15 protein-coding genes are annotated in these 13729 nt (G+C 59.3%); 6 read left to right on the plus strand and 9 right to left on the minus strand.

Going from position 1 to position 13729, the window contains the following annotated elements:
* Positions 1 to 43: 43 nt before the first annotated feature.
* Positions 44 to 304 (plus strand): DUF7996 family protein, encoded by a 261-nt coding sequence (locus tag WDJ60_RS16510; RefSeq protein ID WP_340101799.1) that lies wholly within the window; start codon positions 44 to 46, stop codon positions 302 to 304.
* A 1-nt stretch (position 305) separates the two neighbouring features.
* Here WDJ60_RS16510 and WDJ60_RS16515 read toward each other — a convergent pair whose 3' ends face one another.
* Positions 306 to 1079, minus strand: coding sequence for a DUF7260 family protein (locus WDJ60_RS16515; protein ID WP_340101800.1), 774 nt, complete (start codon positions 1077 to 1079; stop codon positions 306 to 308).
* Positions 1076 to 1381, minus strand: a complete 306-nt coding sequence (locus WDJ60_RS16520; RefSeq protein ID WP_340101801.1) for a DUF7552 domain-containing protein — start codon at positions 1379 to 1381, stop codon at positions 1076 to 1078. Before WDJ60_RS16520 ends, WDJ60_RS16515 begins: the two co-directional genes overlap by 4 nt.
* A 112-nt stretch (positions 1382 to 1493) precedes the next feature.
* On the opposite strand from WDJ60_RS16520, the gene WDJ60_RS16525 reads away from it, so the two are divergent.
* The gene (locus tag WDJ60_RS16525) at positions 1494 to 1724 is read left to right on the plus strand and encodes a DUF2249 domain-containing protein (RefSeq protein WP_340101802.1); all 231 of its coding nucleotides are present in this window, start codon (positions 1494 to 1496) and stop codon (positions 1722 to 1724) included.
* Positions 1725 to 1738: 14 nt separating this feature from the next.
* On the opposite strand, the gene WDJ60_RS16530 is transcribed toward WDJ60_RS16525, so the two are convergent.
* The 5 genes from WDJ60_RS16530 to WDJ60_RS16550 all read right to left on the minus strand — a co-directional run bounded on the left by WDJ60_RS16530 (position 1739) and on the right by WDJ60_RS16550 (position 6251).
* Complete coding sequence (locus tag WDJ60_RS16530; protein WP_340101803.1) at positions 1739 to 2485, minus strand: hypothetical protein; 747 nt, start codon at positions 2483 to 2485, stop codon at positions 1739 to 1741.
* A 43-nt stretch (positions 2486 to 2528) separates the two neighbouring features.
* Positions 2529 to 3473, minus strand: coding sequence for a GIDE domain-containing protein (locus WDJ60_RS16535; protein WP_340101804.1), 945 nt, complete (start codon positions 3471 to 3473; stop codon positions 2529 to 2531).
* Between the two features lie 2 nt (positions 3474 to 3475).
* Positions 3476 to 4054, minus strand: a complete 579-nt coding sequence (locus WDJ60_RS16540; RefSeq protein ID WP_340101805.1) for a LemA family protein — start codon at positions 4052 to 4054, stop codon at positions 3476 to 3478.
* Between the two features lie 89 nt (positions 4055 to 4143).
* Positions 4144 to 4521 (minus strand): hypothetical protein, encoded by a 378-nt coding sequence (locus WDJ60_RS16545; protein ID WP_340101806.1) that lies wholly within the window; start codon positions 4519 to 4521, stop codon positions 4144 to 4146.
* Positions 4522 to 4616: 95 nt separating this feature from the next.
* The gene (locus WDJ60_RS16550) at positions 4617 to 6251 is read right to left on the minus strand and encodes a potassium channel family protein (RefSeq protein WP_340101807.1); all 1635 of its coding nucleotides are present in this window, start codon (positions 6249 to 6251) and stop codon (positions 4617 to 4619) included.
* A gap of 184 nt (positions 6252 to 6435) precedes the next feature.
* Here WDJ60_RS16550 and WDJ60_RS16555 point away from each other — a divergent pair, with 184 nt between their 5' ends.
* Complete coding sequence (locus WDJ60_RS16555) at positions 6436 to 7191, plus strand: citryl-CoA lyase (protein ID WP_340101808.1); 756 nt, start codon at positions 6436 to 6438, stop codon at positions 7189 to 7191.
* Between the two features lie 473 nt (positions 7192 to 7664).
* Entirely contained in the window at positions 7665 to 8738 is a 1074-nt protein-coding gene (locus tag WDJ60_RS16560) for an ATP-binding protein (RefSeq protein ID WP_340101809.1), read from the plus strand.
* Positions 8739 to 9044: 306 nt separating this feature from the next.
* Here WDJ60_RS16560 and WDJ60_RS16565 read toward each other — a convergent pair whose 3' ends face one another.
* Positions 9045 to 10742: an acyl-CoA mutase large subunit family protein gene (locus tag WDJ60_RS16565; protein WP_340101810.1), complete on the minus strand. Its 1698-nt coding sequence runs from the start codon at positions 10740 to 10742 to the stop codon at positions 9045 to 9047.
* A 72-nt stretch (positions 10743 to 10814) separates the two neighbouring features.
* Positions 10815 to 11957 carry an acyl-CoA dehydrogenase gene (locus WDJ60_RS16570; protein ID WP_340101811.1) on the minus strand — a complete coding sequence of 381 codons (1143 nt, stop codon included), beginning with the start codon at positions 11955 to 11957 and terminating at the stop codon, positions 10815 to 10817.
* A 321-nt stretch (positions 11958 to 12278) separates the two neighbouring features.
* On the opposite strand from WDJ60_RS16570, the gene WDJ60_RS16575 reads away from it, so the two are divergent.
* Positions 12279 to 12629: a DUF8109 family protein gene (locus tag WDJ60_RS16575; RefSeq protein ID WP_340101812.1), complete on the plus strand. Its 351-nt coding sequence runs from the start codon at positions 12279 to 12281 to the stop codon at positions 12627 to 12629.
* Positions 12630 to 12834: 205 nt separating this feature from the next.
* The gene (locus tag WDJ60_RS16580) at positions 12835 to 13596 is read left to right on the plus strand and encodes a DUF7537 family lipoprotein (RefSeq protein WP_340101813.1); all 762 of its coding nucleotides are present in this window, start codon (positions 12835 to 12837) and stop codon (positions 13594 to 13596) included.
* Positions 13597 to 13729: the final 133 nt, after the last annotated feature.

Below are 13729 nucleotides of genomic sequence, written 5' to 3' on the forward strand. Positions count from 1 at the left end.
CACGACACGAAAGACAAACACCCCTCGAAACCCAACGGTGGGTATGGCACTGAGTTCGCGCGCGCTGTTCGCGCTGGTGTTGCTCGTCGGCGTCGCGGGAACTGGAATTACCGTGCGACTCGCGAATATAGCTGGCTACGGCACCCTCGGGTCACTCATCTGGTTCCTGGGGTACGGCACGACGATTTTCCTGCTGTGGTACGGTTGGCTCCGCAAAATGGAGATTACCGGCCAGACGGATCCCGACGAGGTTGCCGAGGCGACGGAGGCCGGTGAAACCGGTACCGAGACGACGGACTCCTGATTCAGACCCGTCGGACGAGGTGGTCGCGAACCGCTCGCTGGGCGTCGTCGCATGCGTCGAGCAACCGGGTCGTCGTCGCCAGTACCGGATAGTCGACGGGAAAGTTCTCGTAGAGTGATCCGACCAGGCCGCGGTGGGAGACGCCGACCTGTCCACCCTCGCTCGTCGTCGCGGCCAGCAGTTCCTGTCTGGCTACTATTCGCTCGCTACACGTCTGCCGAAACTCGCCGAGTTTCTCGTGGCGCGTCCGTAGTGCATCGAAATTCAGCTCCGATAGCGGTGTCTCGTCGTTCTCGACGAGCCAGGTGACGACGCTGTCGACCGTTTCGAGGTGCGTCTCGATGGAGTCCAGTTCGCGTCGCAGCGCTGAATCCGTCACCGCGAGTTCTTGTTCGCGTGCAGTAACCTGTGTGAGCAGTTGTCGCCGGAGTTGTGGCGTAAACGACGCGTTCGTCGTCGGTGCGAGTGCGAGGGCGACGTCCTCACTGAGTTCCTGCTGGAGCGATACCAGCACCGAGTCAGCGTCGATCTGCTGCCCGACAGTTTCGGCGAACGCCGACCGAACCCGCTCGCGCTGGTCAGGCCCGCGAGTGACGCTCCTGGCAGCGATGCCACCGGCAACGGCCTGTCCCGACTGTTCGACGTTCGGCCCGCCTGCGGAGAGGTCTTTGACGCGCTCGGTAAACGAGTCGAATCCCTCCTGCTTGCCGGCCACGACGGCCCGTTCGCTCTCTACGCGCTTGCGCGCGCGGTGGAGGTGCGTCTCGACGGTCATGCGTCTCCCTCCCGCCGTTGTCCCGCCGATTCTGCTGTCACTGGAGTGCCCGCCAACCGGTCTTCGACCTGCTGGCAGACCACGAAGTCGTGAACCGGCGTTCGCTGGTCGTACTCGCGCAGGGCAGCCCGGTACGCTGTCGCCGTCTGTGCGGCTTCGGCCGCCGTCTCCCGATCCGGGAACCACGTTCCATCGATAGGAACCGGCTGCTGTCCCGTCTGGCCACAGACGATATAATAATCCCCTGTCGGCGTCGCCAGCGACTCGATGCGGTCGCGTATCGCACAGAGCGTCTCGTCCATTTTAGGCAACCCTAAACAACACCGCAGGTTATATCTTTTGGTTGTCCTAAACCGGTGGGTGCCGCACACGTTCGGGACAACGTGCACGCGGATATCGGGCCAACTGGGAGGTATGGCAGCGAAGTCACCCCAGCAGACGCTGGATGTGCGTCAGATAGAGGGCGAGCCGTTCGGTGACATCATGGCGGCACTGGACGAACTCGACCCCGATGAATCGCTCGTCGTTGTCAACAGTTTCGAGCCGGAGCCGCTGTACGCCGTCCTCACAGAGCGGGGATACACGTACGAAACCGATCAGGTCGACAGCGACGAGTGGCACGTCGAAATCAGTCACGCTGAGTAGGTCTCCCATCGGTATCAGGCGAGCGGCCGTGCCCTGTGGCGCGTCCAGAGATACGCGAGTACCGTCAGGACGTTTAGGCCCGGTAGCGCGGCGAGGAGTGCCCAGAACGCCGGCCCCTGTCCCCAGTCGGTCCGGGTCCGGAGATACCAGGCGTCCAGATACGTCACAATTGGGAGTCCGACGGTGGAAACGAGCAGCCACGCGGCGATGACTGGCAGTGACAGCAGGTTGCCAAGGCCCAGGATGGCGACTGTCCCAACGAGCAGATTGAACGCCAGTCCCACAAGGATACCATAGACGCCGCGCGAATCGCCGCGGGGAAACTCCGCAGGGACGACCGGGAGAAAGTAGCCGTCCTCGATAACGAGCAGAATCCACTCACCGTGGAGGTCACCGAAGCGGTCCGTCGGGATGCTGTGGACGGCGAGCAGGCGCGCAAGTCTGTCATCGGCCACCGACTCGTCGAATTCGAAGTACGTGGTCACCGTCGTGCCGTCGCGACCGTCGAGTTCGAGCGTGAGCGCGAGTGCCTCGGACGTTCCAATCGTGACAGGGTACGCTTCGGGAACCGTCTCGGCGGGCACCCGCGCTACGTCGACTGCCTGCCCGCGCACCTGTTCTCCTGCGGAGGCGCGGAGTTCGGACTCGACAGAGAGAAACGACTCTGCAGCGGTGTCGACCGACCGCTCCGTATCGGGACCCGTCTGCCCTCGCTCTCGCTGGTGGTCTGCAGATGCCGTTTTCTCGCGTTCGTCGGTCACACAGACGCTGTTTGCCGGCCCACCAACTAAGTATATCGCCGGTTCAGACTGGGAACAGGAACATCGACAGCAGAAAGTACAGCGCGACGGCGCTGAGGACGAGACCACCGACGGTCTTTATCGGCCCCCATTTCGAGTAACTGTTCTGTAACTTGTCCTCACTGACGTCCGCGACGAGGAACTCTCCGGTCCCGGAGTCCCGCCGGATTTCGAGCAAGTCCGCCTCGCTGGTGGCCATCCGTCCGCCCTCTCGTGGCTCCGCGCTACCGTACAGATAGATTTCCGTCCCTAGCGGGAGGATTGTCTGGCTGTATCGTCGTCGCTTACTCGTGTTGCTCAGCGGGTCGTTCGCGTCGAGCATGTCAGTCGCGAAGTCGATTGCACGGTCGAACAGGCCGCCACCCTCGCTCCTCTCGGTTGTCTTCTCACTCCGTCGTGACTCTTTCGTCCGCTGTCGGAACTCCCGGATGAAGTCGGTGACTTCGGACGGGGGTCGCTCACCCTGGTAGAAGGTGTCTGTCGTGCTGTGGCCGGCATCGCGGATGTCGAACTCCGGCCTGTCGAGGTCCGCGCGGACGAGCACGCGCCCGGTATCGTCTTCGAGGTCGAACCAGAGCGCCTCCGTCCCGTCGGCGACGGTTTCCCAGGTGTAGTGGACATCCCCATCCTCGTCGGTGTGGCGTTCCCGTCGCTCGGCATCCCAGCTGATGTAGACACATGGCTCGTCCGTGTGGGGAACGTCGATGGTCCCATCGTGTTCGCGGACGACCCCCTCCAGTTCCGTTCTCCCGACGGCCATCGACCGCACTTTCGCAGTTGGCGTGTCCTGAATCAGCCGGGCGAGTTGCCAGGTGGTAAAGCCGTCGTAGATGAGATACAGCCCGCCGAAGAAGCCGACCAGGAGGATAACGAGCAAATCGAACGTATCATCGCCCGACTGGAGTACTGCAAGCGCCGTCACCGACGCGTCGAATCCAAGACCGACCATCGTCAGGCGTCGTCGAACGCGGCACCGACGTCCACGTCCGCTTTCTCCGCGGCGGTTGCCTCGAACAGTTCACGCTCCTCGAATCCGAACTGGTTGGCGAGGATGACGTAGGGGAACTGGTCGATGCGCGTATTGAGCTGGGTGACCGCCTCGTTGTATAGCTCTCTGCGGTCGGCAATCTGTGACTCGATGTCGGAAATCCGCTTTTGAAACTGCATCATATTCTCCTGAGAGCGCAGTTCGGGGTACGCCTCGGCGCGCGCCTCGAAGTTCATCATCGCCTGTCGAATCTGCTGGTCGGCCTGGGCCTGCTCAGCCGGCGAATCGGCCCGTTCTGCCTGCTCGCGCGCCTCTGTCAGTTGTGTCAGCACTCGTTCTTCCTGTTCCATGAACTCCTTGGCCGCGTCGATGAGTTTCGTCAGTTCGTCCTGACGCTGTTTCAACAACACGTCGATGTTCTGCTTGGCCTGGTCGACCCGCTCGCGAAGACTCACCAATTGATTGTAGATGTTGACGACGTACGCGACGAACAGCACCAGCAGCACCAGCACGACGAACCCGGCGACGATTTCCACCACCATGCTTTGCTACACCATCAAAACTGACTGGGAAAATCATTTCGATATGACGAAATTCACACAATTCGGTACAGGACGGTCCTATCGAGGAATTACCGTGTGTCCGTGCACTCGCTGGCTACCTCGACGCTCTCGTCGGTCACGCTGACGGTTCCATCGAAGAGCGCGCACGTGCCGGCGTTCCATGCGAGTTGTCCTCGCCAGTCTTCACCCGTGACGGTCACTTCGTGGCGACCCTCAGCGCCGACTGTAACCTCGAAAGCGCGAGCGACGCCACTGTCTATCTGGTCTGACTCGTCTTCGTAGGTCGTTCCTTCGTCGTCGACCACCACCACCTGAACGGTGACCGGATCCGCGCGTTCGTTCTGAACGGTGAGGGAAAGTTGGCTACTTTCCCCGTTGGCGCCCAGTCCGGAACACCCGGCGAGGGAAGCAGTCGCCGCGACGGTGAGTAATTGACGCCGATTCATACGCCATCCACGACTAGACCACATATCAACGTTCCTGGAAGTGTGTTCCGAGATATCCCCACGCTCGGAGTCGGCAATTTCCCAGGCTCTGCCGTTCACCCGAGCAGTTCTCTGAACCGTTTCGTTCCCTCGTCACTGCCGGCGATGACGAGCTGGTCACCGGTCTGGATGTGGAAGTCCGGTCCAACGTCGGTGCGTACCTTTCCGTCCCGCTCGACGGCGATGACCGTACACCCTGTTCGCGTTCGCACGTCGGCTTCGGCGAGCGTCTGTCCGACCATCCCCGGCGCCTCGGTCCGTCGGATGTTGACCTGGGTATCCATCGAAATCACGGTCTCGTCGTCCAGCACCGCGGAGGCCGTCATCTGGCCGGTCACTCGCGCGAGCGAGAGGACGTAGTTTGCTCCCGCGCGGTACATCTTCTGGACTGCTTCCTCTTCTTCTGTCCGGGCTGCGATGTCGAGGTCCCTGTTCAAATCACGCATCACGAGCGTCGAGAACTCGGTTTCCGTGTCGTCCGGGATGGCGAGAATCACCGACCGTGCGTCTTCGATACCGGCCGCACGGAGGGCGCTCTCGTCGCTGGCTTCTCCGACCACGTCCACGCCCGGCGCGTCGTTGCGATTCAGGACGGTGTAGGGTTGGTTATTCGCCGCGAGCGCCGACGTGATAGCCTGTCCGACGTGTCCGTGGCCGACGATGACTGTCTCGCCGCGTTCGAACTCACGGACGGCCGATTTGGGAAGGCGTTCGAGCCGCTCGAGTTGATTTTCCCTGCCGCTGACGAGCAGGACAGTGCCGGCTTCAAGCGTCTTTTCCGGGTCGACGGGGGTCTGAAACTCGCCCCGGAACCACGCGCCGATGACGTTGATTCCGGTTCGCTCTCGCAGCCCCGAGGCAGCCAGTTTCGTCTCCGCGAGTGGGCTTCCGTGGTGGACCAGCAACTCCGCGATTTCGAAGTCCTCGCCGAGTTTGATGCCGTCGCCCAACTCCGTGGTTACGCCTGTCGAGATGACTTCTGCGAGGCGCTCCCCCAGCAGCGGGCGAGGTGACAGCACGGCATCTGCACCGGCGAGTTCGTGATATCGGGTGCTGTCAGGGTCCTCGACGACGCTGACGACGCGGACGTCCTCGGAGATTTCCCGGGCCGTGAGGACGATGCTGGTGTCGACCTGGTCAGACACATCGGCGACGACGGCGCGCGCGTCGGCGACGTTTGCCCCTCTCAACCGGTCGACTGAGTCCGGTTCGGTGTTGATGACATTGTAGCCGTTCTCCTGCAGAGTTATCGCCTGTTCGCGGTCCGGTTCGACGAGGACGTAATCCACACCGCGGTCTTCGAGTTCGGAGATGAGCGTATCCGCCCTGGCCGAGAACGTGGCGATGACGACGTGATCGGAGAGGCCGTTTTCGACCGATGTCGGGACTGTCGTCGAGAGGATATCTTGCATCGCGGGAAACAGGAAAACGGGGAGTGCGAGGAAAATCATCACCGTTCCCACGGTGTCCATCGCGATGATGAGGACGTTCATAAACGTCGTTTCCCAGGGGGCGTCCGAGCCAAACCCCGTCGTCGTGAACGTCTCGACGACGATCTGTAGCGACCGAAGGAACCCCCGGGGTCGGTTCTCGAAGGTAGCCATTCCGTACTGGTAGGCGAACGTGAACGCGATGATGAGCGCCGTCAGCACGACGAGATAATAGCCCGTCCGGCGCTGCCACCTGTCCATACACTCCGCAGTCGTGCCTCTGATTAAAACCCACTGTGTCCGTGGCGAGGAACCCCCCCTACTGACCCCTGTCAGAAGAGCTGATTCTGGGTACCGAAAGACACGCTCTGCCCGCAGCAACTCTCGTCCCTGTCACGGCGACGACCGGGATGGACTTTTGTCTTTGTCCGGCGACAATTGTACCATGGACAACCAGTTCGAGTCCGCACTCTCGTCGCACGACGAGCGGTCGATTTCCGTCCGTGAGAAGGACCTCGCCGATGAGGTGATGGACGAAATGGACGTTGCGGCGGCGTTGTATTACCTCTGGACCGGCGTGGAACCAACTGACGGACAGCGCCGTCTGGTCGACGCGATGCTCACGTCGCTGATGGTCCACGGAAAGACACCGTCCGCGATTGCCGGGCGTCTCACACAGATGTCTGCCTCCGAGGCACCACAGGCAGCGATTGCCAGCGGTATTCTCGGAGTCGGTGACCGATTCATCGGGTCGATGTTAGAGTGTGCCGAACAACTCGACGAACTGGTCGCCGCTGACGATACCGAGGCGGCGGTTGCGACACTCGTTGCAGACTCACGCGCCACCGAGACGGCCTTTCCCGGCCTCGGCCATCCTCACTTGCAACCGGTCGATCCCCGGGCGGAACGCCTGTTCGACATTGCAGCCGAGGAGGACATTGTCGGCGAACACACCGAGATGCTCCGAGTAGTCCAGTCGGCGTTCGAGGACGAAGTCGGGTCGTCGCTCCCGATCAACGTGACCGGTGCTATCGCCGCACTCACTGCCGACATCGGCCTTTCTCCGACCGCCGCTCGTGGGTTGGCAGTCATCAGCCGCGCAATCGGCGTCACCGGAGAAGTTCTCGAGGAACAGGAGACTCCGATTGGACCGGACATCTGGGCCGCAGTCGACGAGCAGACGACCTCTCCCGACAGCTGAACGAAAAATTGACATAATTATGGAATTTATATCTTACTATGAGATATTTTACTTTTCTTCACTCTCCACTTTTGAAAGGCACTGCTCTGTGAAAGAGCGGAATAAGAGGTATATATCTTTCATCTGCCGTATCTGATCGGATTCTGCGACTCATCGCTGACTGTTTGTCTCACTCAGCATCACGGCCATATTGTATGGGTGAATGTACAAAAATAGTATGATAAAAACGGCGAATTGCAAAAGAGTGGGGGATATAGGGAAAATATAATTATAATAGTCAAATTAGTCTTCATTCTAGCTATTTACACCTTCAGCTGCTACGAGTTACGACTATTAAAAATATAGGAATAATATATTATATTGAAAATTGCCAGTAATGCCTTCAACTCGAGTTTCGATTGACGTATCAGAGCGTGACTGGTCGCCGACCGTCACACGAAGATTCAAATACGACGAAGCAACCATCCCGTCGTGTGACATTCGTACTCGGTCGCGAGGGTGGAATCTCCGCCGGACCCGTCGGACACCTTGGTGCCTATCGTGCACTCGACGGGAGCGAAGGTGCACCGCTGTACGTCGACGTGGACGGTCCCCACGCGGGGCTGGTCGTCGGAAAACGCGGCTACGGCAAATCTTACACTCTTGGCGTACTGGCCGAGGGGCTCGCCCGGATCCGTGGGGTGGCACCCGTTGTCATCGACCCGATGGGTGTATTCGACGGGCTCGCGGCGGGCGTGACCGACGAGGCAGCTGACCCGGTTCCTGCTCGGGTCGTCTCAGAGCCGACAGTAGCGCCGTCGACACTCGACCCGCGTTCGTGGTGTGATCTGCTCGGACTCGACCCCGAGAGCGGTGCTGGTGGACTCGTCTGGCAGGCAGCGCAGCGTGCATCGACGTTATCGGAAATGTGTACAAGCGTCCGCGAAACTGACGCGCCAACTCGTGACAGCCGTGCGGCACTCAATCACCTCTCGCTCGCCAAATCGTGGGGTGTGTTCGACGCCGGTGGGCTCTCGGCCGCCGCGTTGGCCGGAGAGGAACTGATAGTCGTCGATGTCTCGGGACTTGACTCAGCACCGATGAACGCTCTCGTCCGTGGTATCGGTGAAACCCTCTACCGGGCACGCGTCGAGGAAGAAATACAACGGTTGCCGTGGTTGCTCGTCGACGAGGCACATGCCTTCTTCGACGGCGTCGCACAGACTGCACTCCGGCGTATCCTCACACGAGGGCGTGCACCCGGCGTCAGTCTCGTGCTAGCCACCCAGCGACCGAGTGCCGTCCCAGATGTCTGTATCTCCCAATCAGATATTCTCGTCTCTCATCGACTCACCTCGCAGACAGACCTCGACGCATTGACGAAGGTTCAACCGACTTATATGACCACGTCACTGGAAGAGCGGATACCGACGACACCGGGTGACGTGGTCGTCGTCGACGATGCAACCGAGACAGTCCACACCGCCCGGGTTCGGAAGCGACAGACGCCACACGGTGGGGACAGTCCCCGTGCCAGTGATTTACCCGTTAGAATCGGAGTCGATTAAACTACACCAGCATTTAATATTGTCGTTCTTTTTTATAATCTTGTAGATTAGTCACGAGTGATCTTCTCACATTGTTTCTCTATTCGGGTGGACTGTAGGATATTCTGCCATCCTATACGACAAGTACTTGAAAATCTATCTATTCAACCGTGTGATCGCATGATGTCGGGAGCAATAAACTTTAATTCTGTTTCTAATCCGGCTGTCGACCGTCCCTTTTCTCATTACATATATACCGCTGTAATCGCGGTTCCCGCTACGGGCCTCTCGATGACGGCCTGTTCTCGGAGTAACTGCATGGTGCTTCTACGCTGGCGTCACTTCTTCCTGGTAGGACCCGTGGTGGTCCTCGAAGACCTGCATGATTTCCCCCATCGTGGCGTAGACTTTGACCGCGTCGACGATATAGGGCATCACGTTTTCGCCCTCGCCGATGGCCTCCGAGAGTGCATCGAGTGTCTCTTCGACGGCGTCGTCGTCCCGGTCGGCTTTGACCTGTTCTAATCGCTCGAGTTGCTTTTCACGGGTTCCCTCGTCGATTTTCAGGATGTCAGGGCTGGTATCTTCCTCGATAGTGTACTTGTTGACGCCGACGACGACTTCTTCACCCTCTTCGACTCGTTGTTGGTACTCGTAACTGGCGTCCTGAATCTCGCGGTGAAAGTAGCCCTGGTCGATGCCGTCGAGCACGCCGTCTCTGACCGAACCATCGCCCATCTCCTTGATTTCCTCGATGTAGGCCATGATTTTGGTCTCCATCTCGTTGGTCAACTTCTCGATGGCGAAGGAGCCACCCAGCGGGTCGACGATGTCGGCCGCGCCCGACTCGTCAGCGATAATCTGCTGGGTGCGGAGCGCGACTCGGACCGCTTTCTCACTCGGTAGCGCGAGTGCCTCGTCGAAACTGTTCGTGTGTAGCGACTGGGTTCCGCCGAACACGCCGGCGAGTGCCTGAATCGTCACCCGGACGATGTTGTTCAGTGGCTGTTGAGCGGTCAGTGACTGTCCCGCGGTCTGGGTGTGGAACTTCAATCGCTTCGATTCGGGTGATTCGGCGTCGTACCACTCGTCCATCACGCGCGCGTAGATGCGCCGGGATGCGCGGAACTTCGCAACCTCCTCGAAGATAGAGTTGTGGGAGTTGAAAAAGAAGGACAGAAGCGGTGCGACGTCATCGATACCCAGTCCGCGGTCGAGACAGTCCTCGACGTACGCGAAGCCGTCGGCGAGGGTAAAAGCGGCTTCCTGTGCAGCAGTCGACCCCGCCTCCCGGATGTGATAGCCCGAGACAGACACCGGGTAGAATTTCGGCGTCTCCTCGACGGCATACTCGATGGTATCTGTCACGACCGACAGCGCGGGCCGCGGCGGGATGACCCACTCTTTCTGTGCGATGTACTCTTTGAGCATGTCGTTCTGGAGCGTCCCGCGGATCTCCTCGCGGGGCACGCCCTGGTCGTCGGCGAGCGCGATGTACATCGCGTAGATGACTGCTGCAGACGGATTGATGGTAAACGATGTCGAGACGTCGCTGATGTCGATTCCGTCGAACAGAACTTCCATATCGCGGAGCGTGTCGACGGCGACGCCCTCCTTCCCGACTTCACCGAGACTCATCGGGTCGTCCGAATCAAGTCCCATCAGCGAGGGCATGTCGAAGGCCGTCGAGAGGCCGGTTTGCCCCTCGTCGATGAGGTAGTGGAAGCGCTCGTTGGTCTCCTCTGCGGTCCCAAACCCGGCGAACTGGCGCATCGTCCAGGTTCGTCCCCGATACATCGTCGGATACGGGCCTCGCGTGTACGGTTCCTCGCCCGGGAAGCCGATATCCTCCCCGAACTCGATGTCGGCGATATCCGCTGGCGTGTACACTCTGTCGACTTCGTGGTTTGACACCGTTGCGAATCTGTCCTTTCGCTCCCCGCGTTCGAGAGATGGTTCGAGCGTTTCTGTCTCCCACTCCGCCTTTTGCTCAGATATCTTCGCAAGTTCGTGTTGGTCAAACATTGGCATGGATTTGGCTGGCCACTGTGTAAAATCTTTGCCAGCGAAAAGAGTGCGCCAGGTATCGAGACTCCCTCAGTCCAGCAACTGGTCGGCGATGGTGTTCCGGAGGATTTCGCTGGTCCCCTCGTAGATCTCGTTGAGCTTGGCATCGCGGTAGAACCGTTCGGCGGGGAAGTCTTTGACGTAGCCGTACCCGCCGTGGACCTGGATGCCTTCGTTGGCAACCTCACGGGAGACTTCCGAGGAGTAGAGTTTGGCCTGTGCGGCTTCTTTCACGTAGCGTTCGCCGCGCATCTTCTTGTCGGCGGCACGGTGCATGAGCATCCGGGCTGCGGACGTCTTCGTGTCCATATCCGCGAGTTTGTGCTGGATTGCCTGGAAGTCCGAGATTGGTTGATCGAACTGTTCGCGGTCCTGTGCGTACTCCAGCGCCTGGTCGAGAGCGGCCTGTGCGATGCCGACGCCGCGAGCGGCAATGGAGATGCGGCCGCCGTTGAGCGTTTTCAGAGCCTGCTTGAGCCCGTCACCCTCCTCACCGATGAGGCGGTCCTTCGGAATCCGCATGTTGTCGAAGCGCAACTCTGCGGTCGGACAGCCCTTGTCACCGAGCTTGTGCTCCGTTCCCTCGACGATGAAGCCGTCGTCTTCCTCGGGGCGAACGATGAACGAGGAGATGCCTTTCCCACCAGCGTCGGGGTCGGTCTTCGCAAACAGTGTGACCGTGTCGGCGAGGCTTCCGTTGGAAATCCAGAGCTTCCCGCCGTTGATGACGTACTCGCCACCGTCTTTCTCTGCGGTCGTCTCCATTGCGGGGACGTCACTGCCAGCACCGGGCTCCGAGAGTGCGAACGCGCCGATCTCACTGCCCTTGGCCAGCGGCGTCAGATACTCTGACTTTTGTGCCTCGTTGCCGAAGTCGTACACCATGTTACAGGCCAGCGAGATGTGGGCCGCGACAATAGTACCGAGACCGCCACTGCCCCGAGAAATCTCTTCGAGAGCCATGGCGTAGCTGTGATAATCGAGCCCGGCACCGCCGTACTCTTCGGGAATCGGCATTCCCATCAGCCCCAGCTTCGCCATTTCGTCGATGATATCTTGCGGGAACTCGTCGGTTTCGTCGATATCGCTGGCGCGGGGAACGACCTCGTCGTCGACGAACTCTGCGACCATCTCTCGAATCTGTTTTTGCTCCTGTGACGGGCTGAAATCCATATCCGGGACTATCGATGCGATAGTAATTATACTACCGACTTTCGAAGAGGAGTAGGGCCGCCAAAGTGTGTGGGGTCTGAAACGTAAGGCTATCGGATGGGACTGCAGGCCGTGGAGACGTAGGATAACTCCAGACGACTGCCGTGATCTGTGCTAATTAACATTGTCTTTTCCAGTCACCGGCGCTGGAAAACTAAGTAATAAATTGTACTGGTCATCGTGGTTTCTGTCTCCTGTCTCGAATCGGCGCCTCCCAGATTCTAAACTTATGGCTTTACCAAAGCAAAACGCTTATGTAAACAAGCAATAAACGTTGTGATAATGCGTTATAACACATTGCTCGAACAGCAGATCGATGAATGGGACGACGGATACGGTGTCGTCCAGATCGTGAATCCGGAGTCGTCCGATGAGAACGAGCTTCGATTCTGTTATTACAAGGACGGCGAGTTCGTCAACCGACCGCCGACGGTCGCGCCAACTCCTGAGGTTGCAGAGCGGACAGAAGAGGCAGTTACGACGATGGCAAGCCTCGCCCGAACGTTTACTCCCGACGAGATCGAGGCGCTGGTTGACGAACTCGGCGAGGAGAAAGTATTAGAGCTGTCGGTCCTCATCGAGGAACTCGGCAAAAGTCGGCTCACGGAGATACTCGATTCCGAAACAGGTTGACTGGTCGACCGTCCCGAATCTCCAGTACTGATTCTCTGTTTGCGCGCTGGTTTACTACTGACCTGGCAACGTGAGGACAACTGGCCGGAGAATTGAACCCGATAGCGTACTCATTTCGGCCGATGTGAATCGTGTTCTCCACTAGTAGAGGGCACTCAGACATCAGTACTGCTATCTATATATACTCAGCCGGCATGTAATTCTCATGCAATCACAGTTCGTCTCGACGGTGTCCGTTGTCCTCTTCGTGATGCTCGCTGGGTGTGTCGGCGGTAACGGTACTTCCGAGACGGGTACTGGACCAGACGGGAACCCAGACGGAGACGTCACGATTGTCGAAAATCGAACGGCTGCGCTGCTGGCTGCCGGCGGATACACGTCCGTCTGGGAAATGACCGTTACCAGTGAGACTGACGGAGTGAGTGCAACGTCGTACACGCACGCCGTCGACTACGAGAACGAACGGTCCAGTTTCGGGATGCTGGTGACGAGTCGCGACGAGGTGCACACTGCGTACGAGAATTTCTACGCAGACGGCACGTCGTACACGCGGTACGGTGAGGGTGAGGAAGCGACCTACCAGGTCGCCGACGGCGTGTTCGCACCAGAGAACACCCTGTTTTCGGTCGAGAGTTTTGTCACGAGCGGGAGCGACCTTGCGACGTTCTCGGCTGCCGGGACTGAGACGTACGATGGTGTCACTGTCACGCGCTACGAGCGAACCGACCAGCCAGCCTGGATTGCGGCGCAAGGTACCGACGGCGAGTTTACCTGGACATCGTTCAAGTACGTTGTTCTGGTCGATGCCGATGGTCTCATCCGGTACGAGAGTTGGAGTGGTGACGGTGTCGACGAAGCGGGCGTCGAAACAACGATGACGTTCAGTTATTCGCTCACCGATGTCGGCTCGACCGTCGTCGAAGAACCCGGCTGGTTCACGGCGGCCGACGAACAGACGAACCGGTAAACTCACCAGTCCGAACTCGGTGAGCGAGTGAGTAACAGCGTGTTTCTGTTCTACCGAATCGGGTCGTCTAGTACAGCGATTGTGCCGACAGCTGTGACGATATCGACAGTTGCGGGCGTCTCCCGCATGTCCG

The sequence above is a fragment of the Salinibaculum salinum genome, assembly GCF_037645885.1.
Lineage (GTDB): Archaea > Halobacteriota > Halobacteria > Halobacteriales > Haloarculaceae > Salinibaculum > Salinibaculum salinum.

Excerpts from the sequence above, each read along its gene's own strand:
- WDJ60_RS16575 (WP_340101812.1), top strand. The coding sequence starts at position 12,279 with ATGCGTTATAACACATTGCTCGAACAGCAGATCGATGAATGGGACGAC.
- WDJ60_RS16555 (WP_340101808.1), top strand. The coding sequence starts at position 6,436 with ATGGACAACCAGTTCGAGTCCGCACTCTCGTCGCACGACGAGCGGTCG.
- WDJ60_RS16565 (WP_340101810.1), bottom strand. The coding sequence starts at position 10,742 with ATGTTTGACCAACACGAACTTGCGAAGATATCTGAGCAAAAGGCGGAG.
- WDJ60_RS16520 (WP_340101801.1), bottom strand. The coding sequence starts at position 1,381 with ATGGACGAGACGCTCTGTGCGATACGCGACCGCATCGAGTCGCTGGCG.
- WDJ60_RS16545 (WP_340101806.1), bottom strand. The coding sequence starts at position 4,521 with ATGAATCGGCGTCAATTACTCACCGTCGCGGCGACTGCTTCCCTCGCC.
- WDJ60_RS16535 (WP_340101804.1), bottom strand. The coding sequence starts at position 3,473 with ATGGTCGGTCTTGGATTCGACGCGTCGGTGACGGCGCTTGCAGTACTC.
- WDJ60_RS16580 (WP_340101813.1), top strand. The coding sequence starts at position 12,835 with ATGCAATCACAGTTCGTCTCGACGGTGTCCGTTGTCCTCTTCGTGATG.
- WDJ60_RS16570 (WP_340101811.1), bottom strand. The coding sequence starts at position 11,957 with ATGGATTTCAGCCCGTCACAGGAGCAAAAACAGATTCGAGAGATGGTC.
- WDJ60_RS16550 (WP_340101807.1), bottom strand. The coding sequence starts at position 6,251 with ATGGACAGGTGGCAGCGCCGGACGGGCTATTATCTCGTCGTGCTGACG.
- WDJ60_RS16510 (WP_340101799.1), top strand. The coding sequence starts at position 44 with ATGGCACTGAGTTCGCGCGCGCTGTTCGCGCTGGTGTTGCTCGTCGGC.
- WDJ60_RS16540 (WP_340101805.1), bottom strand. The coding sequence starts at position 4,054 with ATGGTGGTGGAAATCGTCGCCGGGTTCGTCGTGCTGGTGCTGCTGGTG.
- WDJ60_RS16525 (WP_340101802.1), top strand. The coding sequence starts at position 1,494 with ATGGCAGCGAAGTCACCCCAGCAGACGCTGGATGTGCGTCAGATAGAG.
- WDJ60_RS16515 (WP_340101800.1), bottom strand. The coding sequence starts at position 1,079 with ATGACCGTCGAGACGCACCTCCACCGCGCGCGCAAGCGCGTAGAGAGC.